This window comes from Caballeronia sp. LZ001 (genome assembly GCF_031450875.1).
Taxonomy (GTDB): Bacteria; Pseudomonadota; Gammaproteobacteria; order Burkholderiales; family Burkholderiaceae; genus Caballeronia.
Genome location: NZ_JARTVX010000003.1, coordinates 111,150 through 137,850 on the forward strand (window position 1 = coordinate 111,150; position 26,701 = coordinate 137,850).

Here is a 26,701-nt window from a genome sequence, read left to right on the forward strand (position 1 = left end):
TTCGATGTCCAAGCAACACCGCACCGTCGCCGCATTCGATTTCGACGGCACCATTACCACCGGCGACAGCCTCAAGGCTTTCGTGCTGCACACCGTCGGGCCGATTCGTTTCGCCACATCGGCCATATGGGCGGCGCCGGCGCTGGCAGGCATGGCAATAGGCCGATGCGACCGCGGAACCGCGAAGGCCGAGTATTTGAAGTACGCTCTGAAACACGTCTCGCGCGATGCGCTACAACTCGCTGCCCAAAGCTTCTGTGCCACGCGCCTGCCGGCCATGATCCGGCCGGAGATGATCGAACGCGTGCGGCAACATCAGGCGCTTGGGCACGAGGTGGTGATCGTGAGCGCGTCGCCTTCTCTGTATCCTCGTCTCTGGGCGCAGACCATTGGAATCGGCACGGTGCTGTCGACCGAACTGGAATTGACGGAATCGGGATACGCGGGCCGGTTCATCGGCGCCAATTGCTGGGGGCCGGAGAAAGTCGAGCGTCTGAAGGCATGGTGGGGCGCATATCGCCCAATGACCTTGTATCCCTATGGCGACAGCGCGGGCGACAAGGAGATGGCCGAAGCCGCCGACATTCCATGGATTCGCGGATGCGGCGCCTTGCCGACCTTGCCAGCCCTGAGCGATACTCATTATTAAGACAGCGCGGGAATCGGCAGGCGATCTCCGACCGCTATACTTCGTCCCGCTTTTTCGTTCCGCTTAATCGTTCCGCTTATTCGTTCCGCTTTCCGCACCACCTGTTCGCATCGAAGGACCCCGCATGACCGCCCTGCCCCCGTGCCCCCAATGCCATTCCGAATTCACCTACGAAGACGGCAAGCTCTTCATTTGCCCCGAATGCGCGCATGAATGGTCGGCCGATGAATCTCCCGCCGCCGAAGCCGAAACGAAGGTTTATCGCGATTCGGCGGGCAACATTCTGCAAGACGGCGACACCGTCACCATCATCAAGGATCTCAAGCTGAAGGGCTCGTCCGGCGTACTCAAGATGGGTACGAAGGTCAAGAACATCCGCCTTGTCGATAGCGATCACGATATCGATTGCAAGATCGACGGCTTCGGCGCCATGAGTCTCAAGTCCGAATTCGTCAAGAAGATCTGAGCGCGCACGTCGTGGACGAGGTGCGCCTTACCTCGTCCGCATGCCGCTAGCCGGCACGCGGCGCGCCAACTCCGCCAGGCCGATACAAAACGCGAGCCACGCGCCGCCCGAGGCGAATCCGCCCGCGACATCCGTCAGAAAATGCACGCCGATCACCACGCGGCTCGTGCCGATCAGCAGCACTAGAAGACAGGTCGAAGCGACGATGAGGGCATCGCCGCCGCGCGAGGCGACGCGCATCAACACATAGGCGCACATGCCGTAGCAGACCATCGATCCGAACGAATGGCCGCTCGGAAACGAATAGCTCTCGGGCAACGGCACGAGCGCGCCGATGGGCCGCTCGCGATGCATCGACAGCTTGAGCACGCGATTGAGCAGACCGCCCAGGCTCGTCGTCGCGATCAGAAAGAGCGCCAGTCCGACGTGCCGCTTCCACGCCAGCGCCACGCAGACGAGCGCGCACAACAACGCCAGGAACAGCGGATCGCCAAGATGCGTCAAGCGCGCGAAGCTCTGCGCGGCCAGCGGCGGCACGCCTTTGCGAATGCTATCGAGCAGAAGCTGATCGGCGCTCGAAAACGCCTCGCCGCGCTCGACGCGCGTCGCGATTGCCGCGAACACCATTACGCCGCATGCAAGCGGAACCAGCGCCGCGAACACGACGAGCGTCCTCTGCGTGGGCGGTTCGCGCGTGTCGAGCAAGCGCACGAACGCGCTCCAGGCGAGCGCCGCGCCCAGCGGCGCCGCCACGAGCACGAACGCGATGACCCACAACGCGTGAGCTTCTGCTAAGCCTGCATAGTCCATCGATCGACAACCTCCGTTTGATTCGACTTGGCTAGACGTTTCTACCATGCCTGCCGCCGATGGAAATTAGGACGGACTAAGTCGAGCTTCGGATTCGCCCTACGGGTACTCCCGGAGTTGATTGAATCTCACACCCACGCTGACAAATCGTCGATTCCTCATCGCGCGACGCCCGCCGCAAAATCGCTTCATCCTCAACGTAACGCAAAGGATTGGAGTCCATGCGAAAGAATCTGTATATCGGCGAAGGCTTCGAGGGACCGGGCGTGAATCTCGCCCATATCAACGTGCTGGTCGGTCCGCGCGACGGTCCCGCCGGTCAGGCCTTCGCCACCGCGCTCGCGACGCCATCGGCCGGGCACGCGCCCTTCGTCGTGATCGCACGGCCCGGCGTGCCGACCAAGCCGCTCACGCTCTACGTGAACAAGGCGCCGATCGACGGCGACTTCCACGGCAACGCGACCTGGGGCGCATCGCAGGCCGGCATAGCGAAAGCCGTGGCCGAAGCGCTCGAACAAGGCACGCTGCCGCCCGAGGCGGAGAACGAGTGGGTGGTCGTATCGGCGAACTGGGTGAATCCCAAGACCGACGATCTCGACGCCGTCTTCGAGAACAACTATCGCGCGTGCAGGAACGCAATCGTCGCGGCCATGGAAGGCCTGCCGTATCGACATGCCGTGTTCGAGGCGGCGCGCGATGTCTCGAATCCGTTCTACACGCCGAAGAAGCGCTGAGGAGACGACCATGGAATACGTACGTCTCGGCCAGTCCGGACTCAAGGTTTCGCGCTTGTGTCTCGGCACCATGAACATGGGCACGCCGCAATGGAAGCCCTGGATTTTCGATGAAGCGCAAAGCGAGCCGATCGTGCGCCATGCGCTCGATGCCGGCGTGAACTTCATCGATCTCGCCGATTTTTATTCGACCGGCGTCGGCGAGGAAGTGGTCGGCCGCATCCTGAAGCGGCTCGTGCGGCGCGAGGATATCGTCGTCACCACGAAGGTGGGCTACGACATGGCGAGCACGCCGAACGCGGGCGGCCATTCGCGCAAGCATGTGATGGACGGCATCGACGCGTCGCTCAAGCGTCTCGACATGGACTACGTCGACATTTACATGCTGCATTTTTTCGACGTGAACACGCCCGTCGAAGAAACCCTGGCCGCGCTCGACGATATCGTGCGCGCGGGCAAGGCGCGCTATATCGGCGTCTCGACGATGTACACCTGGCAGTTCGCCAAGATCGTGCAGGCGTGCGAACGCCACGGCTGGCACAAGCCGATCAACATGCAATTGCAGTTGAACGCCGCGTATCGCGAGGAAGAGCGCGAGATGATTCCGTATTGCATCGATCAGGGCGTCGGCGTGTCGGTGTTCAGTCCGCTCGCGCGCGGTCTGCTGACGAACGACGCCGGCTCGAATCGCAATCAGACGGACTTCTTCACCGCGCAAATGTATGGCGATGCCGCTTCGCGCAGCGTCGCGGCATCGGTGGCGCGAGTGGCGGCGCGACGCGGCGTGACATCCGCGCAGATTGCGCAGGCATGGGTGCTGAACCGTCCGGGTGTGTCGAGCATGCTGGTTGGCGCGGATTCGGCCGCGCAGTTCGACAGCGCGCTCGCCGCGCTCGACACGCGTCTCAGCGACGACGAAATGCACGAACTCGACCGCAACTACACACCGTGCGATCTCATCAACGATTACACGGCGGGACGGCGTATCGCCCGCGAAGCGCGTGAGGCGCGCGGCGCATTCGACGAACTCATGGAGCGCGCGGCATGAGCGACCTTTTACGATCCGGCCATTACATCGACGGCGCGTGGCGCGAAAGCGCAAGCACGTATGCCGTGCGCAATCCAGCGACGGGCGAAGTCATCGCGAACGTGGCGCGCGGCGGCAGCGCGGAGACATCGCTTGCAATCGATGCCGCGAGCAACGCGCTGCCCGTGTGGCGCGCGCTCACGGCGAAGGAACGCGCCGCCCGCGTCAAGCGTTGGGGCGAACTCATGCTCGCCAACCGCGAGGCGCTCGCCGCCCTGCTCACGCGCGAGCAAGGCAAACCGCTTGCCGAAGCGCTCGGCGAAGTGGCCTACGCCGCGAGCTTCCTCGAATGGTTCGCGGAAGAAGCGAAGCGCAGCTACGGCGACGTGATCCCGAGCCCGAAGCCGCATTCGCGGATCATCGTCACGCGCGAGCCAGTCGGCGTGGTCGCGGCCATCACGCCGTGGAACTTTCCGCTCGCGATGATCACGCGCAAAGCCGGCCCCGCGATTGCGGTCGGTTGCACGATGGTGCTGAAGCCATCGGAGGAGACGCCGTTATCGGCCTTCGCGCTGGCGGTGCTGGCGGAAGAGGCGGGCATTCCGGCCGGCGTGTTCAACATCGTATCGGGCGATGCGGTGGCTATCGGCGAGACGCTCACGGCGTCGCCGCACGTGCGCAAGCTCTCGTTTACCGGCTCGACGCGCGTCGGCAAACTGCTCGCGAAGCAATCCGCGGATACGCTCAAGAAGCTTTCGCTGGAACTCGGCGGCAACGCGCCCTTCATCGTGTTCGACGACGCCGATATCGACGCCGCCGTGCAAGGCGCGATGGCATCGAAGTTCCGCAACACGGGACAGACGTGCGTGTGCGTGAATCGCTTCTACGTGCAGGACGGCGTCTACGATGCCTTCACGCAAGCCCTGACGCGCGCCGTGCACGCCTTGCGAGCGGGCAACGGTCTCGAAGGCGCGTTCGATCAAGGTCCGCTCATCAACGAGGCGGCGCTCGATAAAGTGAAGGCCCATGTCGCGGATGCCGTGCAAAAAGGCGCCAAGGTGCTGACAGGCGGCAAAGCGCATGCATTGGGCGGCACGTTCTACGAGCCGACCGTGCTCGCCGATGCCATACCTTCGATGCTGATCGCGGAGGAGGAAACCTTCGGCCCGGTCGCGGCGTGTTTCCGCTTCGCGACCGAGGAAGAAGTCGTCGCGCTCGCGAACGACACGCCCTACGGCCTGTCGGCCTACTTCTACACGCGCGATCTGGGCCGCGCGTGGCGTGTCGCTCAGGCGCTGGAAAGCGGCATGGTCGGCATCAACGAGGGAATCATCTCGACGGAAGTCGCGCCGTTCGGCGGCGTGAAGCAGTCGGGGCTCGGCCGTGAAGGTTCGAAGTACGGGCTCGATGAATACGTCGAACTCAAATACATGATGATGGCGGGGCTTGGCCGCTGAGTCATCTTCTGTCGGCGCCGCGCGCACGCCATAACCACAAGCACGCACCAGCAAGCGCGCGGCAATTCATGCAGTGGAGGAGACACCCTTGGATACTCGAATCGTCATTCCCGATGCGCTCGATGCGCATCTCGCCCCGTCGCCTGGCGCCGGCCGCGTCACGCTCGACGACGTTCCGCTCAACCGCTTTCATATCAAGATCGCGGGGCTGACGTTCGGCGCGCATTTCACGGAAGGTTATGCGCTTGGCACCATCGGTTACGCGCTGGCGTCGATGAACCGGCAGGTTCCGCTCGATGCGTTCTGGATGGGCATGCTCGGCTCGTCCGCGCTGATCGGCATCTTCTTCGGCAGCCTCGTATTCGGCTGGCTGTCCGACCGGCTCGGACGGCAGAAGATTTTTCTGCTGAGTTTCATCATCATCACGGCGGCGGCGTTCGCGCAGTTTTATGCGACCACGCCCGCGATGCTCGTTGCGTTGCGCGTGTTGATCGGCTTCGGCATGGGCGGCGACTTCGCGGTCGGTCATGCGATTCTCGCGGAGTTTTCGCCGCGCAAGCATCGCGGCACCCTGCTCGGCTCGTTCAGCGTGATCTGGACCATCGGCTACGTGATTGCGAACGTGCTCGGCATGCATTACGCCAATGCCTCGCCGGACGCCTGGCGCTGGCTGCTCGCCTCGGCCGGCATTCCGGCGTTTCTCGTACTCGTGTTGCGTATCGGCACGCCGGAGTCGCCGCGCTGGCTGCTCGGCTGCGGTCGTGGCGATGAAGCGCGGCGTATCGTGCGCAAGCACTTCGGCCCGAACGTGACGCTCGACGCCGACGCCGGCGAACACTTCGCTCCGCCCGGCGGCTTCGCGCGGCTCTTCAAGCCGGATCTGATCCGCCGCACCATCTTCAATTGCGCGTTCTTCGTGTGCCTCGTGATCCCGTATTTCGCGATCTACACGTTCCTGCCGAGCATCCTCAAGGCGATCGATCTGAACGAAGGCTCGGGCGCGGATCTGCTGCTCAACGGCGTGCTCGTGATAGGCGCGTTGCTCGGCATCTGGCTGACGATCAAGCTATCGCGGCGCGCGTTCCTGATCGGCTCGTTCGCGGTGACGTGCGTGTCGCTGCTGGCGCTCGCGGTGCTGCCATCGTCGGCGTCGCTCTGGATGATCGCGGCGTTCGCGCTTTTCACACTGACCATGTCCGCGTTTTCAAACCTGGTCGGTGTGTTTCCGCCCGAGTGCTTTCCGACCGAGGCGCGCGCGTGCGGCGTCGGACTGGCGATTGCATGCAGCCGCCTTGGCTCGGCTATCGGCACGCTTCTGTTGCCACTGGGCATTGCGGGCGTCGGCGTCAAGGTAACGATGCTCGCGCTCGCCGCGGTGCTGTTCATCGGGATGCTGGTTTCGATTGCATGGGCGCCGGAAACGAAGCATCTGACGTTGAACGAGGCGAGTGGCAACTGAACTGCTTCAAGGCTGCGCTGCGTTCGCGTTTGTCACCCCTTCGCCACGCAGCCACTCCGCGAACGCCTGCACATGATCCTGCGCGGCAGCCGACGGCCCGATGTCCAGCCAGTATCCATAAGGCCCCGTGGATTCCACCGGCGACAGTTGCGCAAGCGTGCCGTCGTGCAACTCGTCCGCGATCATGTTGCGGTCCACCACCGCGAGGCCGGTTCCGGCTAGCGCGGCGCGAATCGCCTGATCGAGTGTCGAGAACTCGATGCCGTTTTCCGCGAAACCGCGCGACAGGCTCGCGGCATCGAGCCAGTTCGGCCAAAGCGTGAGGCGCGCGTCGTTGTGCAGAACGTGCAGCGCGGGCAGGCGTTCCAGCAGCGCCACGACGTCCTGGCCCGCATACTTCGTCGCGCCGACGAGCACATGCCGCTCGATGAACAGCAACGCCGACCGATGATCCGCCCGCGCCTCGTGCCCGAAGCGGATCGTGCATTGAAACTCGCCCGTGGCGTCGGTGCGCACCGAGAGGTCGATGTCGGGCACCGCGTCCATCAGCGAACCGAGACGTGGCGACAGCCAGCGCGATGCGAACGTCGGCGGCGCGCTCACCGTGAGCCGCTTGCGTTCGCTCTTCGGAGAAATCGAGAGCTTGCGGGTCGTGCGTTCAATGGAATCGAACGCCTCGGAGACGCACGCGAGCAACTCCGTCCCTTGCGCGGTCAGGCGTATGCCTTTGTGATCGCGGTCGAAAAGCCGCGCGCCGAGCGCGTCTTCGAACAGACGAATCTGGCGGCTGACCGCGCCTGGCGTCACGCACAACGCGGCGGCGGATTTGTTGAAGCTCATGTGGCGCGCGCTTTCTTTGAAGAAGCGTAGCGCGGTGAGTGAGGGCAGGCGGCGCATGGTGTCTCGCTAGGTTGGTTTTTTTTCTATGGTAACGAGTCGACAGGCGGTTGCGTCCGGCCTTCGCGGCTCAAACCTCAAGGTCGCCGCAGCCTGAGCGCTACAAAAATCTGCATGAGCCTGTTTTGTAGCCTTCAGGCCGCGAATCGTGCGCAACGCCGACCGCCACTCGAAGAACATCGCGCTGTTCTAGTTCACACTCGGCGATGCGGCAATCACGCACGCCTACGACATCTGACGATGCAGGCTTACAACCCGCCGGGGTTATCCGTGGACGGACGCAAGAGCTCGGCGCCCGGCGACTCGTGACTCATCTTGCCGCCCGCATCCGCGCAAAGCATCGCTGCTGCTCGTCGACCTGTCCGCGCAGCCACTCGCGAAACATCGCGACATGCGGCGCATCGTCCTGTCCCGCGCGCGTCACGAGCCAGTACGACTGATGCCCGTCCACTTCTACATCCAGTAGCGGCACGAGCGCGCCGCGCGCAAGCTCCGGCGCGATCATGTGACGATCCGCGATAGTGACGCCAATGCCATCCACCGCCGCATGGATCGAATGATCGAGCAGGTCGAATTCGTAGCCGTCGTGGGTATCGACATCGTCGATGCCCGCCGCGTTCAGCCAGTGTTGCCAGGTGAGATAGCGCTGATCGTTGCTTGCGAGCACATGCAGCAAGGTGAACGCGTTCAGGTCCACCGAGGTCGTCGCGCGCTCGCCCAGCAATTCGGGCGAGCACACGGCAATATGCCGCTCGTTCATCAGCAATTGATTGTCGAGCCCGGCCCATTCGCCGTTGCCGAAGCGAATGGCGCAATCGAGCGCGCCGGATTCGACGAGCTCGTCGGTGCGGCGCGTGGTCAGGGTGACTTCGACTTCAGGCGCGGCAGCACGAAGGGATGGCAGGCGCGGCATGAGCCAGCGGCTCGCGAAGGTCGGCGGCACGTTGATGCGCAAGCGCTTGAGATGCGTCTTCTCCTGAATGCTGCGCACCGTCAGCTCGATGCGATCGAACGACATCTTGAGCGCCTGCAGCAGCAGGCGCCCCGTGGCCGACAACTCCAGATGATGATGACGGCGCAGCAGCAAGGCTTCGCCGAGTTGCGTTTCGAGTTGGCGAACCTGACGGCTCACCGCGCTTTGCGTGACATGCAGCACTTCCGCCGCACGCGTGAAACTACCGGTGTGGCCAGCCACTTCGAAAGCCCTGAGCGCGTTCAGGGCGGGCATCTTCCGCTTCAAAACTGTCTCCTGTCTCGTCTGACGTGCGCGCATTTAACACGCGCTTCACGCCAGTCGTGCCGCTCTTTGGCAGCATTTTACGAATCGAGTCAAATTATGCCGGTTATCCGACCGGCGGCGGCGGGCAACCTAGACCCGCTTCGTTCATGCGGCGACGGGAAGTTCGAGCGGCTTCAACGCCTCGACCACCCCACGACGCGAATCTTCGAGAATCATGTCCGCGCCCTTCTCGGCGACCATCATCGTCGGCGCGTTGAGGTTGCCGGAGGTGATGTTCGGGAACACCGATGCATCGACGATGCGCAAACCATCGATGCCATGCACGCGCAGACGCTCGTCGACCACGGAGGTGCGCGCGTCCGGACCCATCGCGCAGGAACCGCACAGGTGATAGATCGAGCCGGACTGGTCGCGGAAATACGCGAGCATGTCTTCGTCGCTCTTCACGCCCGGTCCCGGCGAGATTTCCTCGGCCGTGACCTGGCGCAGCGCCTTCGTGCCCATGATGCGGCGAATGAGCTTGCTGCCCTGAATGACTTCGCGGATATCCTTCGCCGTCGTCAGCGCGTTGATGCGGATCTTCGCCGCATCCTCGACCTTCGCCGACGCAATTTCCACCGAACCGCGGCTCGTCGGACGGCACGGATTGAAGCACAGCAAAAAGCCCGAGTACGGTTCCGGTTCGAGTTGCGCCTTGCTGCTCTTCGGAATGCGGTACGACAGCGGGTTGAAGTAGAGCTGCAGGTTTGGCTCCAGCTCGTCGTCGGCGCCCTTGAAGAAGCCGCCCGCCTGGTTCACGCTCATGGCGAGCGGTCCCTTGCGCGTCATCAGATATTGCAGCGCCACCTTCGCCTTGCCGATGAGCGAACCCAACTGGTCGTTCAGCGTCTTTACCGTCGCGCGATAGTAGAAGCTCACGCACAGATGGTCCTGCAGATTCTTGCCGACCGCCGGCAGCTCATGCACGAGCGTCACGCCATGCTTTGCGAGTAACTCCGCTTCGCCGATACCGGAGAGTTGCATGAGCTTCGGTGTATCGACGGCACCCGCCGAGAGAATTACTTCGCGCTTCGCCCGGAACTGCAAGTCCTGGCCATTACGCGAGGCGAGCACGCCCATGGCGCGCGCGCCGTCGAACAACACGCGGCGCACCGTCACGTTGCGCTCGATCTTCAGATTGCCGCGCTCCATCACCGGATGCAGATACTCGAAGCTGCTCGACGAACGCTGACCGTCGCGCGTGTTGACATCGTAGATGCCCGCGCCTTCGTACTTCGGGCCGTTGAAGTCGTCGGTGCGCGGAAAGCCCGCTTCTTCCGCGGCTTGCAGAAAGTCCTGGCAGATCGGATGCGCGTCGTCCTTCATCGGCGAAACGCGGATCTTGCCGTTCGCGCCGTGATACTCCGTGTTGCCAAGCGGATGCGATTCCACGCGACGGAAATACGGCAGCACGTCCTTGAAGCTCCAGCCGCGATTGCCCGCTTTCGCCCAGTCGTCGAAATCGTGCGGCTGGCCGCGCACGTAGATCATCGCGTTGATGGAGCCGGAGCCGCCCTGCACCTTGCCGCGCGGGCAATACAACTTACGGTCGTTCAGCTGCGCTTCCGGCTCGCTGTAGTACATCCAGTTGTATTCGGGGTTGTAGTAGGTCTTGGTGAAGCCGACCGGGACCTTGAACCAGAACGACGCGTCCTCGCCGCCCGCTTCGAGCAGCAGGACCGAATACTGTCCCGACTCCGTCAGACGGTTGGCGAGAATGCAGCCCGCCGAACCCGCGCCCACGATGATGTAATCGAATTCCATGCTTGAGTATTCCGGTGAGTGTCAGCCTTTGGCAGGCGCGAGGTCTTTCACGTCGAAAGGCCGGGGTGTCATCTGCAGATGCAGACGGTCGCCGGTATAAGGCGTATGCGCGCGCACCACGTCCATGTTCAGTTCCACGCCAAGACCCGGCTCGTTCGACGGAATGATGTAGCCGTCTTCCCAGCGAATCGGCGTCTTCAGCACTTCGGCGTGAAAACCGTCCCACGTGCCGATGCTTTCCTGAATCAGGAAGTTCGGCGAGCACGCCGCGATCTGCACGCTGGCCGCCGCGCCGACAGGCCCGTTGTACAGATGCGGCGCGATTTGCGCGTAATGCACTTCGGCGAGACTCGCGATCTTCTTCGCTTCGAGTAGCCCGCCCACGCGTCCGACGTTGAATTGCAGAATCGATGCGGCGCGCGCTTCGAGCAGCTTGAAGAACTCGTACTTCGTCGTCAGACGCTCGCCCGCCGCAATCGGAATGCTCGTCTTCGCGGCGACTTGCGCCATCGCGTCTTCCTGTCCCGGCGGAACGGGCTCCTCGAACCACAGCGGATCGAACTTTTCGAGGCGTTGCGCGAGGCGGATCGCCGACGATGGCACCATCTGTCCGTGCGTGCCGAACAGCAGATCGGCCTTGCTGCCAACCGCTTCACGCACCTTGCGGCAGAAGGTTTCGCAGCGGTCCATGACTTCGAGCGAAATCTGGTGGCCGGAATACGCCGTATAGGGGCCTGCCGGATCGAACTTCACCGCCGTGAAACCGAGTTCGACGTTGTGCGCGGCACATTCCGCCGCGAGGTCCGGGTCGTCGTAGTCGTATTCGCCACGACTGTTCTTCGGATAAAGATACGTGTAGGAACGCAGACGCTCGTGCACGCGGCCGCCGAGCAGTTCGTACACGGGCTTGCCCGCCGCCTTGCCGATGATGTCCCAGCACGCCATTTCGAGGCCGCTTACGACGCCCATCATGGTGAGGTCGGGGCGTTGCGTAAAGCCGCTCGAAAAGGCTTCGCGATAGAAGCGCTCGACATGATGCGGATCGTGGCCGAGCAGATAGCGTTCGAATACATCTTCGATGATCGGCGTCATCGCCTTCGGATGAAACGTGGCCGAGTAAATCTCGCCGACGCCCTCGATGCCGCAATCCGTGCGCAGTTTCACGAAGATCCAGTACATGCCACCGACATGCGGCGGCGGCACGGCGACGATATGAGTTTCCAGTGCGGCGATTTTCATTGCTGCGATTCCTTGCGTTCCATGCGTTTGAGCCGATGCTTGAAGACGAGCGCGGCGACACCGCCGAGCGCGGCCATCACGGCGACATAGCCGAAGTACATTTGATAGCCGAGCACGCCGGGATAGTTCTGCGTCAGATGCCCGTTGACGAGCGGCAGGAATGCGTCCGGCGAGTAGCCAATCACCGAGATGAGGCCGATGGCGAGACCGCTCGTCTCGGCCGGCACCTTGCAGTCGTCGAGCAGGGACCAGTAGAGACCGCGAATGGCATAGGTCATCACGCCGATGAACAGCACGACCACGGCGATCAGCACGTGACTCGAAATGCCCGGCGCGACGATCAGCACGACGAGCGAGAGCGCGGCTGCGAAGAGCGCGAACACGAGCACGGAAGACTTCGAGAAGCGGTCGCCGAGAAAGCCGCCGCCGATGCCGCCGATAGGACGCATCCACAGCTTGAGCGTGGTGATGAAACCCGCCGCGACCACGGAAAGGCCGATCTCCTTCTCATGCAGATACGCCGAGAAGCTGTACGTCGCCCAGAACACCTGATAGCCGCAGAACACGATGGCCGCGAGCAGCCACAACTGCGGATTCTTCAGCAGCACGGCGAGGTCGCGCAGCACGTTGCTCTTGCGCTTCGCCACGGCGGTGGCGCCCGCGTCGGGATCGCGAACCAGCCCGAGCACCACGCCAAGCAGGATGCACAGGAACGCGTACATATAGACCACGAGCTTGAAACCCGCTGCGGTGGAGTCGCCGCGCGTGTGCGTCACGTAGGCGAAAACCGAAATCGCGATGGTTGCGAGCAGCGCTTCGATCAAGCCGCGACCGCCATCGAGAAAGCCGAAGAAGCGGCCTTGCTCGTCGGCGGCGGCGATCATCTGCACGCGCTTGATGATGGCGGCCCAGAACGTGAGGCCGGTCGTCAAACCCCAGCAGCCGAAGATCACGATCAGCGAGGCGAACGAAGGCGCCGTCGAATACCACAGCCCGAGCGCGCCGGTCGCGATCAACGAAAAACAGATGAGCACGCGCGGCGCAACGCGGTCCGCAAGCCAGCCGCTTGGCAAATAGCAGATCAGGAAGATCGTGCCGAGCGCGGAGTAGAGATAGCCGAGTTGCTCTTCGGTGATGCGGAAGACTTCGAGCATCGTCGGCTGATAAACCTGCCGCAGATACAGAATCGGATAGATCGCGCCGGCGGCGACCACGAGCAGCGCGAGTTGCAGATAGCGGTCGGCGCGCGCGCTTTTGAGCGGCAGCGCAGCCGCGCCCTGGCTGGTTTGAGCGGGATTCGATGACACGGGAGGCTCCTCGATGAACCGCGGGCGCAAAGCCCGCAGCCTTCGTATGTTTTTGTGTGAGTTGGAAAAGGAAAACGGCGGCGTCCTCGCGAGAAGACACGGCCTGGGTCAGTACTTCATGACGACGAGACGCGTCTGCGTGAATTCCAGCATGCCGTGCTTGCCGTCGTCACCGCCGATGCCGGAGCGTTTCCAGCCCGCGTGGAAGCCTTGATACGGATCGGCCGGCGTGCGGTTGATATAAAGCTCGCCCGCTTCGATGGAGTTGGCGACCTTCATCGCCGTGCGATAGTTTTCGGTGTAAAGCACGGACGAAAGACCGAATTGATGATCGTTCGCCATCGCGATGGCTTCATCGAGCGTGCCGTAGCGCACGACGGCGAGCACCGGCCCGAAGGTTTCTTCCTGCACGATCTCCATGTCCTGACGGCAGTTGGACAAAAGCGTCGGCGGATAGAAAAAGCCCTTGCGCTTCGGCACTTCGCCGCCGGTTTCGAGCACAGCGCCTGCCTCGACCGCGCGCATCACCATGGCGTGAATGCCTTTGCGCGATGCCTCGTTGACGAGCGGCCCCATGAAGCTCGCGTCTTCGAACCGGTCGCCGATCTGCTTGGCCAGCATCTGCTCCTTGAGCAGGCGAACGAATTCATCATGGATGCTCGCGTGCGCATAAACGCGCTCGATGGCCGTGCAAAGCTGACCGCCATGCGTGAGCTTCGAGGCGACGAGTTCGCGCGCGGCCTTCTGCAAGTCGGCATCCGGCTCGATGATCGCGGGCGTCTTGCCGCCCAGTTCCAGCGAAGGCTTCGCAATATTCGCCTTGCAGTAATCGAGCACCTTGCGGCCCGCGGAAACGCTGCCCGTTAGCGTGATCATGCCGACTGCCGGATGCGTGCAGACGGCTTCGGCGGTGGCGTGATCCATCGCCAGGATATTGACGACGCCCGGCGGCAATGCAGCGCGTTCGACGGCGCGCGCCAATTCGAACGCGGACAGCGGCGTGTTGTTGCTCGGGCGCACGACCACCGTATTGCCCGCGATCAACGCCGGCGCAACCTTGCGCAGCAGCGTGTAGATGGGGAAATTGAAGGGAATCAGGCAGGCGACGACGCCTATCGGCTCGCGATGCAGCACGAGGTTTTCGTCGGGCGTATCGCTCGGAATGACTTCGCCTTCGATGCGCCGCGCCCATTCGCTGTGATAGCGCGTGATCTGCGCGGCGTAGATGGCTTCGTTGGTGGCGTCCGTCAGGCTCTTGCCCGACTCGGAGGCGAGCGCCGCGCCGATACCGGCGGAGGCTTCGACGATGGCGTCCGCGAGACGCTGCATGTGCACCGCGCGCTCGGCGGCGGGCATCACGCGCCAGCGCTTTTGCGCGGTGGCGGCAAATTCAACGGCTTGCAACGCCTCTTCGCGCGTTGCGTTGTGCACGTGGCCGAGCACTTCTTCGGTAGCCGGATTGACGACGGCGGTGCGTTGATCGCTTGCGGGCGCGATGAAACATCCGTTCACGAAATTGCGTTCTGACTTCATGTTTCTCGATGATTCCTGGTTCGATGACGGGCGACGGCGGCCGCAGCGGAAAAACCAGCGCCGCTGATGTCGCGGCTGCCTCTTACGACTTTCGGCCCATTTTTCCGCGCTTCGCGCTGCAGCGACAAGCGAAGAATTTGCTGGCAGAACATTCAAAAAACTCACGTTCGATGTTCGGCGAAATCCCTTTGCAAGCGCGCGTCGATCACGCACAATCCGTCGCTCATCGTTAGCCATCCTTGTCGTTTTCGCGTGAGCGACACGGACGTCATCGGATAAAACAAGAAAACTTGAGACTTTCATGAGAATTAAAGCCATTCTGTTCGCAGCGGTCTGCTGCCTGTCTTCCTCCGTCTTTGCAGCGAGCGGCGTCACGCTATACGGCGTGCTCGACGAAGGCCTCGACTACACGAGCAACGTCGGCGGAAATCACGCCTACGAATTGACGAGCGGTTATGCGTCGGGCAGCCGCTGGGGCTTGCGCGGGGTCGAAGATCTCGGCGGCGCGACTCAGGCCGTGTATCAACTGGAAAGCGGTTTGAACCTGAGCAACGGCGCGGCGGGTCAGGGTGGCCGCATGTTCGGCCGTCAGGCTTTCGTGGGCGTGCAGAACGAACGCTTCGGTTCGGTGACGCTTGGGCGTCAGTACGATTCCGTCGTCGATTACCTTGCGCCGACCACCGCCAACGGCAACTTCGCGGGCTACCTGTTCGCGCATCCGTTCGACAACGACAACACGGACAACTCGTTTCGCGTGAACAACGCGGTGAAGTATGCGAGTCCGTCTTTCGGCGGCTTCAAGTTCGGCGGCTTGTATGGCTTCAGCAACAGCACGGGTTTCGCGGACAACCGCTTGTATAGCGTCGGCGCTTCGTATGCGAATGGCGGCTTGCTGGCCGGCGCGGCATATATGCGCGCGGACGGCGTCGGCGCGGGTGGCATCGGCGCCATCGCGGCCAACGATGCGAGCTTCGTCGCGAGACGCATGCAGGTCTACGGCGCGGGCGTGAACTACTCGTTCGGCCCCGCAACGGCAGGCTTCGCCTATACGAATTCGAGTTATCGCGATCCGTCGACCAATGGCTATATAGGCGGCACGCTCGTGGCAGCAGGCAACACGCTCAACGCCGTCAAGTATCAGAACTTCGAAGTGAACGGCAAGTACCAGTTCACGCCGGCGTTCTTCATCGGCGCGCAGTATGTGTATTCCATCGAGACGTACGACGCGGCTTCAGGCACGGTCAAGCCGAAGATTCACTCGTTCGGCTTGATGGCGGATTACTTCCTGTCCAAGCGCACGGACGTCTATGTGCAAGGCGCATATCAGAAAATCCACGGGCCTTCGACGGATTCGGTGCTGGACAACGCGTATATTCCGGGCGCGCAGCAAGTGTCGTCGAATTCGAATCAGTTCGTCGCGCGAGTGGCTTTGCGGCACGCGTTCTGATCTAGCTGACATTGAGTTCGTGGTGCGGAAGGCCGGACGCTCGTTCGGCCTTTTGCTTGGGCGTGACGCTTAACTCCCGATCACCACCGAAATCTCCCCCAACGGCGCCTTCGAGCCATTCGGCACGACAGCCCTGAGCGGAAACCCGAGCGTTCCCCTGAACGTGACGAAGCGGCTCATCTGAAAACGCACACCGCCGCCGATGCTCGCAAGCGATGCATTGTTGACCTCGCCCGCTTCGGGGATGCGGTTCCACACGTGCCCTGCATCGAAAAACACAAACGGCTGCATCGCCGCGAAGCCGAACGTGATGGCCGGCGAGCGCAACTCCGTCTGCACGTTCCAGCCGCGATCGCCTTGCGCCGCGTACGGGTCGTAGCCGCGCACGGTCGAGTCGCCGCCAATCCCGAGTTCCTCGCTCGGCAAAAGCGTGTTGTTGGTCCACTGCACGAGCCCGCGCGCGGATACCGAAAAGCCCGTCGCACCCAGCGGCGTATCGCGTTGCGCGGACAGTTGAAGATACTGATAGCGCGGCTTCGCGCCGAGACGCGCGGTATCGAAGGCGTCGCTGTTGTTGCTGCCGTCGAGATAGCCGGGGCTCGCGTAGAGCGATGCATTCAGATGCGTGTCGCCGGATGCGTCGCTCTTCGTCAGATCGTAGGCAAGCACGAACTGATGGACGTGCGTATTGGCATTGAACACCTGAAAGCCGCCGAATTCGAGGTCGTTGTTCGAGCGCTTGAAGTCGTAGCCGAGTTGCAGTTGCTGCTGCCACGCACCCGCCTTGTCGAGCGGCGGAAGGCGCCAGTCGTAGCGAAAACTGAGCTGCGCGCTCGTGCCCGTCTGTCCGTAACTGTCCGGCAAGCGTGGCGTACTTTGCGCATACACCCCGAACAGTTCGATACGGTCGAGCCACGGCAGCGGCGCAATCAGGTTGAACGAATGCGCGACGAAGCGCGCCCGGTTGGGCCGCCCTTCGATATCCGGATTACCCGAAATGAGGTCGTTGCTCGCCGTCGCCTGATAGCCGATGCGCGCATCCGTGCCGAACAGATTGCCATAGTCGAAACCCGCAAGCAGGCGGTCGCGGCCCAGGTCCGGCACGCCGTCGTTGTTGTAGCCGCCGTAGACGCGCAACGGCAGCCGGTCTTCGGTCTGCAGGACGACATCGGTGGTATTCGCGGCGGCGCCCGGCGCATAGATCACGTCGACACGGCGATACGGGTTCGAATTCAGGAGCGCGAGGCCCGCGGCGACATCGGCTTCGCGGATCGGCTCGCCAGCGGGCAGCGGCATCTCGCGGGCGAGGAGCGCATCGGAGAAATAGCGATTGCCTTGAGGGAGCACGCGCCCCGCGCGAAACTCGGCAATCGCAATGCGCACCACGCCGTCGCTCACGTCCTGCTCGGGCACGTAGACATCGACGAGCGGCAGGCCCGCCTCGCGATAACGCTGCACGACGGCGCGGCGAATTTCGGCCAGACGCGCGAAGGTGAGCGGATGGGCGAGATCGGCCGCGAAGGTATCGAGGAAAGCGGAATCGAGCAGCGGCGCGCCACTGGCCGTGATCGCAGCGCTCTGCGTGCCTTGCGTGCCTTGCGTGCTGGCGGAACCGGCCGCGCCGTCCGAGCGCACGAAAGCGATGCCGCGTAAATCCGCGATCGCTACGGCCTGCGACGCATCGCCGGATTCGGCGGGCGGCTGCGGTGCACGCGGACGCTCGGCGGCGGGCGGGGCAATCGGCGCGACGTCTTTATATGATTGCGCGTGCGCTGCATCGGTATAAGCGGCGGCATAAACAGCGGCATGAGCGGCGGCAATGCAGCACGCGAGCCGCGTGAACCGCACGCTCCCCTTCGATGCCCGCGTCATGCGCTACCGGCGCGCCGACGCGCGGGCCAACCACGGCGAAGATCGAAAGTCTGTCGCAAAGGCGCTCCTCGTCTCAATGTCCGCATCGTCACGCGGCGGCCTGACATCGTACTCGCTAATGGCATGACCGTGAGCGCGCGAGGCGAAGCTCGAAAGCGCCACGATGTCGGTGTCGATCACGAATTGGTCGCACACGTGCTCAGGCGCCGTTCCGGTTTCAGGTAGCATCGGGTGCGAACGCGCCTCGACCAAGGGCCGTTCCGAACGCAAACGAGTGTCATGACAAAAATAGCAGACGAAACGCCGCAGTTTTCCGATCAGACACAGAGCGAGACAACGCCGGAGTCCTCATCCATCGCACGGACCGGACCGCTCACCGAAGCCAAGCTCTTCGGCCGTCAGACACCGCCTTCGGGCGGCGACCCGCTTCCGCCGCCACCGCCCGGCGGCGCGGGCAGCAGTTATCGCGCGCTCGCGGGCCTGTTGTGCGGCTATGCGCTGCTCGTCGCGGGAAACGGCCTCTTCCAGACGCTGATACCGCTGCGCATCCTGCAGGCGGGTTATCCGACGCTCGTGATCGGCCTCATTCAGTCGTGCTATTACCTGGGCTTCATTCTCGGCGCGGTGGTGAACCGGCGGCTCATCGACCGGATTGGGCCGCATCGGACATTCGTGGCTTTTTCAGCGGCCGCGTCGATTCTCGCGCTGGCGTTCGGCGCGAGCGAGTCGCCGTGGCTCCTCGCGCTCGTGCGTATTCTCACGGGCGTCGCGTTCATGGGGCTTTATACGTCCATCGAGAGCTGGCTCAACGGCACGGTGGAGAACGAGCGGCGCGGCCAAGTCTTCGGCTCGTATGCGGCCATCAACTATCTCGCGGTCGGCACCGGGCAGTTCTTGCTCAATGTCGGCGCGGGCACGGGTGCGCAGCAATTCTCCATCGCCGCCGCGCTGTTCGCCGCCGCCGTGCTGCCCGTGACCTTGCTGGAAGGCTGGCCCGTCAAGGTCGCCGATGAAAACCTCGACCGCGTGCCCGCCCGAACCTGGCGCGAGAGCCTGCGCGAGATGATGGCCGCGACGCCGCTCGCGGTTCCGGGCTGCATTCTCGCGGGCTTTCTCTACAGCGCGTTCTATTCGATGACGCCGGTCTATCTTCAACGCTCCGGCTTTTCGACGAGCGAACTCGCGACCTTCATGGGCGTGGCGCTGATCGGCGCACTCCTGCCGCAATGGCCGATGGGCCGTCTCTCCGACAAAGTGGACAGACGGCGTCTCGTGTTTTACACGGCATCGATTTCGGCGACCTTGAGCTTCGTGCTGCTGTGCTTCGATTTTCGCGCGGTGGTGTGGTGCGGCACGCTGGCGTATGTCGCGGTGACGTTCACGCAATACGGGCTCATCGTTTCGCACGTGCATGATAGAACGGAGGCGCATTTGCGCGTCGCCATCTCGGCGACCTTGCTCGTGCTGTTCTCGCTCGGCGGCATGACCGGTCCGGCGCTGGCTTCGCTATTGATGACCGTCTTCGGTCCGCGCGGACTCTTTCTCTTCAACGGGCTGTCGTGCGTGTTGCTCGCGCTTTGCGCACGCCGGGCGCTTCATGCCGGTTCCGGCAGCGTCGCCGCGAGAACGGCCGGCTGACCCAAGCACTCAATGAGCGCGCCGGATCGCCGCCGAAAAGTCTTCGTCGATCAGCGCGCCTTCCGGCCGCACAATGAGACTGCGCCGCTTGAGTTCATCGAACGTCGAGGTGTTGTCGAGCAGGCCCATGCGATAGGTGTAGTCGTCGGCGTGGCCGCTTAGCAGCACCTTCCAGCTATAACGAAGATGCGGCGCGACCGTTCGCGCGTGATGCAGGATATTGCTCGTGCAGTTGTTGAAGAGCGTGTGATAGAACTCGGGGCGTTCGTTCAGGTCGTTCACGCGCCGCATGTAGTCTTTGAACAGCGCGCGCACGGTGGCGGCCGTGACCTGCGCGCGATACAGCGACACGCGTTCGCGCCGTATATCGGTACGCACGCCGATCAGATCGCGCTCGTCGGCCACGACATAGATCAGATCGTAATGCTTGAAGAAGCCGCGCCACGTCGAATAATGCTGCCCTTGCCGACGGCGCGTTTCGATGGAGATGGAGAGATAACGGCCATCGTCGAAACCGAAGCTTACGAACACATGTGCAATGGATTCATGCGTCCAGCGCGACACCACGAGATCGACCGTCTGTAGTCGCGAGATCTCATAGATGGCGTCGAAATAGGCGGGCGTGGCTTCGTCCCGCGTTCGGTAGACAAAGTTGCGGACATTGCGAATACGCACTTGGTCGCCGCACCACATGGCGGACGCGGTCCGTGCATATTCCTCCACCCAAGGCGCGCTCTTTTCCGTGCCGGATTTCACGGTCGGACTCCATGAAAGGCTCGTGAACAACTGCCACTGTACCGCGAGACTTCGTGCGACTCGAAGCGCGGAACGATTCATGCGAAAGCGCCGGTATGCCCGAATATCCGCATGAACGCGCCGGTCTGAAAACAAGGATTGCGATGCCCGCTTACAATTGCTTCATCAGCCAGGATGCGCCGCCCGGAGTAGAAATGACCGGCCGTGCCGCATCGACATGCAGACAAAAATCCGGCTCGAAGACCGGCGTGCGAACCGTAAATCGTCTTCGACCGTCGTGTCAGGGCCGCACGAAGCCCGCGACCCGATCGTCGTCTTAATGCGTCTGCTGCCTGAAAGCTTGCGGCCATTGGACAAACCGGCGCGCCTTTGCGCCGCCGAAACGCCTTATCGAGACAATGACGGACAACTCCTCCACCGCACACAGCAGTGAATTTAATGCGCCCGATGCATCGGCGTATGCCGAATGCGCGCGCGAGCCCATTCACGTTCCTGGCGGCATCCAGCCGCACGGTCTTCTCTTGAGCATCGACGCACAAGGCACGATCTTGCAAGTGAGTGGCAATGTCGCGCAACTCACGTCGATCGCGCCCGAGCGTTGCCTCGGCGAGCCGCTGTCGTTCGTCATCGGCGATGAAGCCAGCCGCCGCGCCGTCGCCGAATTGGGAAGGCTTACGCGCGATGGCGCGACGATCCACACGGGCAATGTCGTCATCGATCATTGGAGCCAAAGCGGCCCGTTCGCGCTCGTCGTGCATCGGCATGAAGGCTTGCTCTTCGTTGAACTGGAACCCGCGCAACATACCGCCGAAGTGTTTTCGAGCATGTATCCGCTCGTGCGCTCCTTCGTCACCGAAGTGCAGTCCATGCGCACGGTCGAGCAGCTTTGCCAGTTCGCGGCGACGGAGATTGCGCGCATTACCGGTTTCGGGCGCACGCTCGTTTATCAATTCGACGAAGCCGGCAACGGCCACGTGCTCGCCGAAGCCATCGAGCCGGGCTATCAGTCATACCTGAACCAGTATTTCCCCGCGTCCGATATTCCCGCCCAGGCGCGCGAACTCTACAAGCGCAATCGCATCCGCCTGATTTCGAACGCCGATTACGAAGCCGCGCCGCTCGTGCCCGCGTTGCATCCGCAGACTGGCCGGCCGACCGATCTCACTTACGCGTCCTTGCGCAGCGTCTCGCCCGTGCATCTGCAATATATGCGCAACATGGGCACGCTTGCCTCGATGTCGATGTCCATCGTCGTCGACGACACGCTCTGGGGATTGATCTCCTGTCATCACGCGACGCCGCGCCTGCCGCCCTTCGAAGTACGCACGGCTTGCGAGCATGTCGCGCAGATCGTCTCGCTGCAGATCGAGGCGCGTGAAACACAAAACGAAGCCCATTACCGGCTCGAACTGCGCCGCATGCTTTCGAAGCTGCTTTCGTCGATGGCCAATACGGACAGCTTCGTCGAAGCCCTGGTCAACGACTCTAACGACCTGCTCGGCTTGACGCGCGCATCGGGCGCGGCGGTGATCTTCGAGGGGCGCACGTCGCTCATCGGCGTGACGCCGAGCGAGCACGACGTGACAGCGCTCGTCGACTGGCTCGATCAGCAAAGCGAGGACGTGGTGCTGTCGGATCGCGCATCGGCGGATTGTCCCGTGCTGCCAGATTCGCCGAATGTCGCGGGTTTTCTCGCAGTATCGATCTCGAAGATCTATCGTAATTACGTGATCTGGTTTCGCCGCGAGGTCGTGCAGACCATCGAATGGGCAGGCGATCCGCGCGCGAAGCTAACGGGGCTTTCTTCTTCGCTCTCGCCGCGCGTGAGCTTCGAAACGTGGACCGACGAGGTGCGCAATCGCTCCTTGCCGTGGCGCACCGCCGAGCGCGAGATTGCGCTGGAGTTCCGCGCGGCCGTGCTCGGCATCGTGCTGCGGCGTGCGGAAGAGATCGCGCAACTGGCGACCGAACTCGGCCGCGCAAATCACGAACTGGAAGGCTTTTCGTACACGGTGTCGCACGATCTGCGAGCGCCGTTGCGGCATATCGTGGGCTTTGCGGATCTGCTCAAGCAAATGGACGGCCAGAAACTGTCGGAGCGTGGGCGCGGCTATCTGGAGCGTATCGTGACATCGGCACGCTTCGGCGGGCGTCTCGTCGACGACCTGCTTTCCTTCGCGCAACTCGGCCGCGCGGCGTTGCGGCCGCATAAGGTCGATATGCATGCGCTCGTGCATACGGTCATCCAGACCGACATCGACGAGGAAACGTCAGCGCGTGTGCACTGGAAGGTGGATGCGCTGCCGCCCACCGAAGCGGATCACGTCTTTTTGCATGTGGCGTTGAACAACATCATCGCCAATGCGGTCAAGTTCAGCGGCGCGCGCGAGCAACCGGTCATCGAAATCGGCTCGCGGGAAGGCACGGGCGAACTCGCGGGCTACACGGTGTACTTCGTGCGCGACAACGGCGTGGGCTTCGACATGCGCTACGTGGACAAGCTCTTCGGCGTGTTCCAGCGGCTACACGTCGATGAAAAATTCGATGGCACGGGAATCGGACTTGCGAACGTGCGGCGGATCATCGAGCGTCATGGGGGCAAGGTCTGGGGCGAAGGCCAGCCGGATCACGGCGCGACGTTCTTCATTGCGTTGCCTAAGCAGTATCGGCCGGAAAGCGGCGTGCGGCGCGATACGGCGGCTTCGGCGCTGGCGCGGCTGGCAGCGGGAACGGGCGGCGCGGCGCAGGATTTCGAACAGCTCGTCAAGCGCTCGGAAGAGAAGAAATAAGCGCTTCGTTATTTGAGCAAAAAGGGGCTGCAATCATGAGATCGCAGCCCCTTTTTATCGCGTGATGCTAGGGCAACAACGAAGCACGCACGCTTAGAAGCGGTGACGCAAGCCGACCGCCGCCGCCACCTGATTCTGCGTCGTCGAAGGCGACAACGTGTTGATCATCGCGACATTGGCGCCTGCATTGCCAAGCTCGCCCGAAGCATGCTGATACACTCCTTCGACGTACACATCCGTGCGACGCGAGAGCGAGTAATCCGCCTTGAGCGACACCGTATGCCACTTCGGATCGCCCGAGCCGTTTGCGCCGTTGATCTTGCCGTCGGTGTACGCGTAGGACGCGTCGAGATCGAGCGCAGGCGTCAAGGCATAGCGGCCGTTCAGTTCGAAGTTGTTCATATGCAGGTTCGTGCCGCCCGGCAACGCGAACGTGGAGCCGCCTTGCGACGCCGCGATCAGGTTGTCGTAATGCGTATTCGTCCACACGAAGCCGACGGTCGCCGGACCATAAGCGTAATTCAAGCCTGCGCCGAAGGTGCGTTGCTGATCCGCGGTCAGATTGTTGTTGCTGCCTTGACCCGCCGCTACCGCGCCGCCCGTATTGCCCGTGCGCGAGTTATTGATTTGCAGGTAAGACGCCGCAAAGTTCAACGGACCCGTGCTGTACGAAGCACCCGCACTCCATGCGCGATTGTTCGAGAACTGGCCGGCGTCATTGCTGAAGCCATACAAGCCGCCGAACTTGAAGCCGCCATAGTTGGCGCTTTGATACTTCACTGCATTCTTGATCGAGAACGAGTTGTCGAGGTTGTCGTTATCGAACGGATGCGCCGTTAGGTTATTGCCATAGCCGCCGCCCGGTTCCGACAAGGGCGCGAGGTAGTCGACCATGGAGTCGTATTGGCGACCGAGCGTGATCGTGCCGTACTGGTCATGTTGCAAGCCGACATACGCCTGACGACTGAACATGGAGTTGCTTTCGCTATAGCTGCCGTTGTTGAGGTTGAAGCCGCTTTCTAATTTGAAAAGCGCGTGCATTCCGCCGCCCAGATCTTCAAACCCGCGCAAACCGAAATACGTGTCCGATACCGAACCACTGCCTTGCTGCCAGTTACTGTGTCCCGCGGAGTTGTTGGTGTAGACGAGGCCCGCGTCGAGCGTGCCGTACAAGGTGACGCTGCTTTGCGCCTGAGCCGTTGCGGCGAATGTGCCAAGAACGCCTGCGATGAGAAGAGTTTTTTTCATGGTTCTCTAAGTGCCCTGCTAAGTGTTCATGTTCAAGACCAGGCTTCTTCAAGATCAGGCTACCGCGCAAGCAGAAGCTCGCTCCTCAAGAAACTTGAGGGACACTATATGTGAGCACTTCGTTTATTCCGCTGCGGTCGCCAGGAAACAATATTTTGCTAAAACCGCACTAAGCTAAGTGGACGCTTCATATCCCTTTAAGCTCAGACGCTTAGGTCTCTTGGCAAGTAATACAGACGAGGTTTCGTGTTGTGCATGAACGACGGCATTCCACCGATCCACGCAAGAGCCATTTGCGAGACATGCGGTTTGTTGTTGGCAATCGGGTTGTTACGCTTCGTCATGTCCTGAAGAACTCCGAATTGCAGTCCAGGGACAGGGGCGGCTTCGCGAGAGGAAGCCGCCCTTTTACGCTTTGATTGCGCTTGATTGTCAAGCGTCGCTTAACGCGCTTTCATGACTTAAGGCGCTTAAGCTGCGCGCTTGGGAAATGCTAAGAAAACGCTAAAGAAAACCTAAGAGGCGCGCTTGACGAATTGGGCGACGAACGTGCGCGTCGAGTCATCGGCGAAGCGGACGGCAACGCTTTCACCGCTCATCATTTCCACCGTGCCCACGCCATAGCGACGCACGCGAACACGATCGCCCGCTTCGAAAGTCTTTAGTTTGCCCAGCGGCTTCGACGCTTCATCGACGCGTGCGTGCTCACGTTCTTCACGCGCGCTTAAGCTGATCTCCGGCGGATGCAGGCAATTATCGCAAGCACCGCATGTCTTGCCGCCGAGCTCGTCCTCCGGCGATCGATAATTCATCTCCGCCTGACGCAGAAGCTCATGCGACTTTGCATCGTCGATATCGGCAGCGAAATAGTCGAGCACGATGCGCCAGCGGCATTGCGCGCTCTGCACGTACGTGATCATTCGTTCCAGCACCGCGCGGTCACGCTCCGCTCTCGCGGTGTACGCGCCCGCTGCTTGATCGAGATGCGCGAAGGCCGCGCCATCGTCGATGAGTTTCATGCCGCCGCGCTGCGTGCGCCGCGTCATGCCGAGTTCGTTCAACAATGTTGCCGCCACGCGCAATTTGTTCGCACCGATATTCGGCATCGCTTCCTGCAAGCGTTCAAGCGGCTTCTGCAGCGTGTGGCCAGCGTCTTCCTTGGCGAGCTTGCATACGGTTTCGGCCACGAGTCGAATAGTCTCCGCACTCGGATAGCGGCCACCGAGAAAGAACTGCTGAACCTGCTTGTCCTTCATCTCGAAGAGCAGAATGCAATCCGCAGGCTCGCCATCACGGCCCGCGCGGCCTGCTTCCTGATAGTACGCATCGAGGCTGCCGGGCATCTGCGCATGCAGCACGAAGCGAATGTCCGGCTTGTCGATCCCCATGCCGAATGCATTGGTCGCCACCATCACGCGCACGCGATCTTCCATGAAAGCGTCCTGCGCTTCCGAACGTACACTCGCCGCAAGCTTGCCGTGATAACGCTCGGCCTCGACGCCGGCATCGACGAGCGCGGCATGCAGCGCCTCGCACTCGGCCACCGTCGAGCAATACACAATGCCGCTGCCTTGCATTGCGCTCACGCGTTCGATTGCACGCGCGCGTTTCTCCTCGGGATTCGTCAACTGCTCGACGGAGAAATGCAGGTTCTCGCGATACACGCCCGTATGGATCACGTTTGCGTGGCGCATCTGCAATTCACGCACGATGTCCGTGACGACCGCGGGCGTCGCGGTTGCCGTCAGCGCGAGCACCGGCGGTCGGCCCAGCGTCTTGACCGCATGAATGAGTTCGACGTACGCGGGACGGAAGTCGTGTCCCCACTGCGAAATGCAATGCGCTTCGTCGATCACCACGAGCGGAACTTCGGGCATGCCGTCAGCAAGAAGTGTTGCGTTGAACTCGGCATCGACGAGACGCTCGGGCGTGACGAACAGTATGCGAACCGCATGATCGGCGATAGCCTGCATTGCTTCGCGCGCTTCACTTGCCTTGAGCGTGCTATTCAGAACCCTCGTCGCCACGCCCGCTTCCGCGAGCTTGGCAGCCTGATCGCGCATCAACGATATGAGCGGCGATACGACGATCGTCATGCCCTCGAATTGCAGCGCCGGCAGTTGATAGCAAAGCGATTTGCCGGCGCCTGTCGGCATGACGGCGAGCGTATCGGCGCCGTCGAGCACGCTTCGAATGACCTCTTCCTGACCCGGCCGCAGGTGCGGAAATCCGAATACCTTGAGTAGTGCCTTTTCCAGTTCGGCGTCGAGCGGTCGCGACGAACGGCTCTTGCGTGTGCGGCTATCGTTCATAAGTCGGAGATGGCGAGG

Annotated in this window: 21 protein-coding genes; 10 read left to right on the top strand and 11 right to left on the bottom strand. The window is 62.3% G+C overall.

All coding sequences use genetic code 11. From position 1 onward, the window contains the following. The first annotated feature begins 4 nt into the window (after nt 1-4). Nucleotides 5-649 carry an HAD-IB family hydrolase gene (locus P9292_RS04975; RefSeq protein ID WP_309958241.1) on the top strand — a complete coding sequence of 215 codons (645 nt, stop codon included), beginning with the start codon at nt 5-7 and terminating at the stop codon, nt 647-649. Nucleotides 650-773: 124 nt separating this feature from the next. Beyond that, nucleotides 774-1,115 carry a zinc ribbon domain-containing protein YjdM gene (locus tag P9292_RS04980; protein WP_244829803.1) on the top strand — a complete coding sequence of 114 codons (342 nt, stop codon included), beginning with the start codon at nt 774-776 and terminating at the stop codon, nt 1,113-1,115. A 27-nt stretch (nt 1,116-1,142) separates the two neighbouring features. On the opposite strand, the gene P9292_RS04985 is transcribed toward P9292_RS04980, so the two are convergent. Beyond that, nucleotides 1,143-1,925 (bottom strand): phosphatase PAP2 family protein, encoded by a 783-nt coding sequence (locus tag P9292_RS04985; protein ID WP_309958242.1) that lies wholly within the window; start codon nt 1,923-1,925, stop codon nt 1,143-1,145. A gap of 221 nt (nt 1,926-2,146) precedes the next feature. On the opposite strand from P9292_RS04985, the gene fae reads away from it, so the two are divergent. From fae to P9292_RS05005, 4 genes are all read left to right on the top strand, one after another. Next, nucleotides 2,147-2,659 (top strand): formaldehyde-activating enzyme, encoded by a 513-nt coding sequence (gene fae, locus P9292_RS04990; RefSeq protein WP_244829806.1) that lies wholly within the window; start codon nt 2,147-2,149, stop codon nt 2,657-2,659. 10 nt (nt 2,660-2,669) lie between these two features. Then, nucleotides 2,670-3,707, top strand: a complete 1,038-nt coding sequence (locus P9292_RS04995) for an aldo/keto reductase (protein WP_250494422.1) — start codon at nt 2,670-2,672, stop codon at nt 3,705-3,707. Then, nucleotides 3,704-5,143: an NAD-dependent succinate-semialdehyde dehydrogenase gene (locus P9292_RS05000; protein ID WP_309958243.1), complete on the top strand. Its 1,440-nt coding sequence runs from the start codon at nt 3,704-3,706 to the stop codon at nt 5,141-5,143. Before P9292_RS04995 ends, P9292_RS05000 begins: the two co-directional genes overlap by 4 nt. 100 nt (nt 5,144-5,243) lie before the next feature. Continuing rightward, nucleotides 5,244-6,602: an MFS transporter gene (locus tag P9292_RS05005; protein ID WP_409015143.1), complete on the top strand. Its 1,359-nt coding sequence runs from the start codon at nt 5,244-5,246 to the stop codon at nt 6,600-6,602. A 6-nt stretch (nt 6,603-6,608) separates the two neighbouring features. Here P9292_RS05005 and P9292_RS05010 read toward each other — a convergent pair whose 3' ends face one another. From P9292_RS05010 to aldA, 6 genes are all read right to left on the bottom strand, one after another. Beyond that, a complete protein-coding gene (locus tag P9292_RS05010; RefSeq protein ID WP_309958244.1) occupies nt 6,609-7,499 on the bottom strand; it encodes a LysR substrate-binding domain-containing protein in 891 nt (296 codons plus the stop codon). A gap of 310 nt (nt 7,500-7,809) precedes the next feature. Continuing rightward, nucleotides 7,810-8,727, bottom strand: coding sequence for a LysR substrate-binding domain-containing protein (locus tag P9292_RS05015; RefSeq protein WP_244829810.1), 918 nt, complete (start codon nt 8,725-8,727; stop codon nt 7,810-7,812). Between the two features lie 156 nt (nt 8,728-8,883). Continuing rightward, complete coding sequence (locus P9292_RS05020; RefSeq protein ID WP_250510911.1) at nt 8,884-10,542, bottom strand: GMC family oxidoreductase; 1,659 nt, start codon at nt 10,540-10,542, stop codon at nt 8,884-8,886. 21 nt (nt 10,543-10,563) lie between these two features. Beyond that, entirely contained in the window at nt 10,564-11,781 is a 1,218-nt protein-coding gene (locus P9292_RS05025; protein ID WP_244829812.1) for a mandelate racemase/muconate lactonizing enzyme family protein, read from the bottom strand. Further along, the gene (locus P9292_RS05030; RefSeq protein WP_350029325.1) at nt 11,778-13,103 is read right to left on the bottom strand and encodes an MFS transporter; all 1,326 of its coding nucleotides are present in this window, start codon (nt 13,101-13,103) and stop codon (nt 11,778-11,780) included. Before P9292_RS05030 ends, P9292_RS05025 begins: the two co-directional genes overlap by 4 nt. 93 nt (nt 13,104-13,196) lie before the next feature. Next, nucleotides 13,197-14,621 (bottom strand): aldehyde dehydrogenase, encoded by a 1,425-nt coding sequence (aldA, locus tag P9292_RS05035; protein ID WP_309958245.1) that lies wholly within the window; start codon nt 14,619-14,621, stop codon nt 13,197-13,199. 23 nt (nt 14,622-14,644) lie between these two features. On the opposite strand from aldA, the gene P9292_RS05040 reads away from it, so the two are divergent. After that, nucleotides 14,645-14,854, top strand: coding sequence for a hypothetical protein (locus P9292_RS05040; protein ID WP_244829814.1), 210 nt, complete (start codon nt 14,645-14,647; stop codon nt 14,852-14,854). 68 nt (nt 14,855-14,922) lie between these two features. Beyond that, nucleotides 14,923-16,068, top strand: coding sequence for a porin (locus tag P9292_RS05045; RefSeq protein ID WP_309958246.1), 1,146 nt, complete (start codon nt 14,923-14,925; stop codon nt 16,066-16,068). A 69-nt stretch (nt 16,069-16,137) separates the two neighbouring features. Here the strand turns inward: P9292_RS05045 and P9292_RS05050 are convergent, their stop codons facing one another. Further along, nucleotides 16,138-17,940, bottom strand: a complete 1,803-nt coding sequence (locus tag P9292_RS05050; protein WP_309958247.1) for a ShlB/FhaC/HecB family hemolysin secretion/activation protein — start codon at nt 17,938-17,940, stop codon at nt 16,138-16,140. Between the two features lie 279 nt (nt 17,941-18,219). Here P9292_RS05050 and P9292_RS05055 point away from each other — a divergent pair, with 279 nt between their 5' ends. Further along, nucleotides 18,220-19,578 (top strand): MFS transporter, encoded by a 1,359-nt coding sequence (locus P9292_RS05055; RefSeq protein ID WP_309958248.1) that lies wholly within the window; start codon nt 18,220-18,222, stop codon nt 19,576-19,578. Nucleotides 19,579-19,587: 9 nt separating this feature from the next. On the opposite strand, the gene P9292_RS05060 is transcribed toward P9292_RS05055, so the two are convergent. After that, a complete protein-coding gene (locus P9292_RS05060; RefSeq protein ID WP_250469077.1) occupies nt 19,588-20,334 on the bottom strand; it encodes a DUF4105 domain-containing protein in 747 nt (248 codons plus the stop codon). Between the two features lie 398 nt (nt 20,335-20,732). On the opposite strand from P9292_RS05060, the gene P9292_RS05065 reads away from it, so the two are divergent. Next, nucleotides 20,733-23,123, top strand: coding sequence for an ATP-binding protein (locus P9292_RS05065; protein WP_250528072.1), 2,391 nt, complete (start codon nt 20,733-20,735; stop codon nt 23,121-23,123). Between the two features lie 93 nt (nt 23,124-23,216). Here P9292_RS05065 and P9292_RS05070 read toward each other — a convergent pair whose 3' ends face one another. Together P9292_RS05070 and P9292_RS05075 are read right to left on the bottom strand one after the other, a co-directional pair. Then, nucleotides 23,217-24,371: a porin gene (locus P9292_RS05070; RefSeq protein WP_309958249.1), complete on the bottom strand. Its 1,155-nt coding sequence runs from the start codon at nt 24,369-24,371 to the stop codon at nt 23,217-23,219. Nucleotides 24,372-24,886: 515 nt separating this feature from the next. Further along, nucleotides 24,887-26,683 carry an ATP-dependent DNA helicase RecQ gene (locus tag P9292_RS05075; RefSeq protein ID WP_309958250.1) on the bottom strand — a complete coding sequence of 599 codons (1,797 nt, stop codon included), beginning with the start codon at nt 26,681-26,683 and terminating at the stop codon, nt 24,887-24,889. Between the last annotated feature and the right edge of the window lie 18 nt (nt 26,684-26,701).

Coding starts and splice junctions, on each gene's coding strand:
- P9292_RS04975 (WP_309958241.1), top strand. CDS start 5: ATGTCCAAGCAACACCGCACCGTCGCCGCATTCGATTTCGACGGCACC.
- P9292_RS04980 (WP_244829803.1), top strand. CDS start 774: ATGACCGCCCTGCCCCCGTGCCCCCAATGCCATTCCGAATTCACCTAC.
- P9292_RS04985 (WP_309958242.1), bottom strand. CDS start 1,925: ATGGACTATGCAGGCTTAGCAGAAGCTCACGCGTTGTGGGTCATCGCG.
- fae (WP_244829806.1), top strand. CDS start 2,147: ATGCGAAAGAATCTGTATATCGGCGAAGGCTTCGAGGGACCGGGCGTG.
- P9292_RS04995 (WP_250494422.1), top strand. CDS start 2,670: ATGGAATACGTACGTCTCGGCCAGTCCGGACTCAAGGTTTCGCGCTTG.
- P9292_RS05000 (WP_309958243.1), top strand. CDS start 3,704: ATGAGCGACCTTTTACGATCCGGCCATTACATCGACGGCGCGTGGCGC.
- P9292_RS05010 (WP_309958244.1), bottom strand. CDS start 7,499: ATGCGCCGCCTGCCCTCACTCACCGCGCTACGCTTCTTCAAAGAAAGC.
- P9292_RS05015 (WP_244829810.1), bottom strand. CDS start 8,727: ATGCCCGCCCTGAACGCGCTCAGGGCTTTCGAAGTGGCTGGCCACACC.
- P9292_RS05020 (WP_250510911.1), bottom strand. CDS start 10,542: ATGGAATTCGATTACATCATCGTGGGCGCGGGTTCGGCGGGCTGCATT.
- P9292_RS05025 (WP_244829812.1), bottom strand. CDS start 11,781: ATGAAAATCGCCGCACTGGAAACTCATATCGTCGCCGTGCCGCCGCCG.
- aldA (WP_309958245.1), bottom strand. CDS start 14,621: ATGAAGTCAGAACGCAATTTCGTGAACGGATGTTTCATCGCGCCCGCA.
- P9292_RS05040 (WP_244829814.1), top strand. CDS start 14,645: ATGACGGGCGACGGCGGCCGCAGCGGAAAAACCAGCGCCGCTGATGTC.
- P9292_RS05045 (WP_309958246.1), top strand. CDS start 14,923: ATGAGAATTAAAGCCATTCTGTTCGCAGCGGTCTGCTGCCTGTCTTCC.
- P9292_RS05050 (WP_309958247.1), bottom strand. CDS start 17,940: ATGACGCGGGCATCGAAGGGGAGCGTGCGGTTCACGCGGCTCGCGTGC.
- P9292_RS05055 (WP_309958248.1), top strand. CDS start 18,220: ATGACAAAAATAGCAGACGAAACGCCGCAGTTTTCCGATCAGACACAG.
- P9292_RS05065 (WP_250528072.1), top strand. CDS start 20,733: ATGACGGACAACTCCTCCACCGCACACAGCAGTGAATTTAATGCGCCC.
- P9292_RS05070 (WP_309958249.1), bottom strand. CDS start 24,371: ATGAAAAAAACTCTTCTCATCGCAGGCGTTCTTGGCACATTCGCCGCA.
- P9292_RS05075 (WP_309958250.1), bottom strand. CDS start 26,683: ATGAACGATAGCCGCACACGCAAGAGCCGTTCGTCGCGACCGCTCGAC.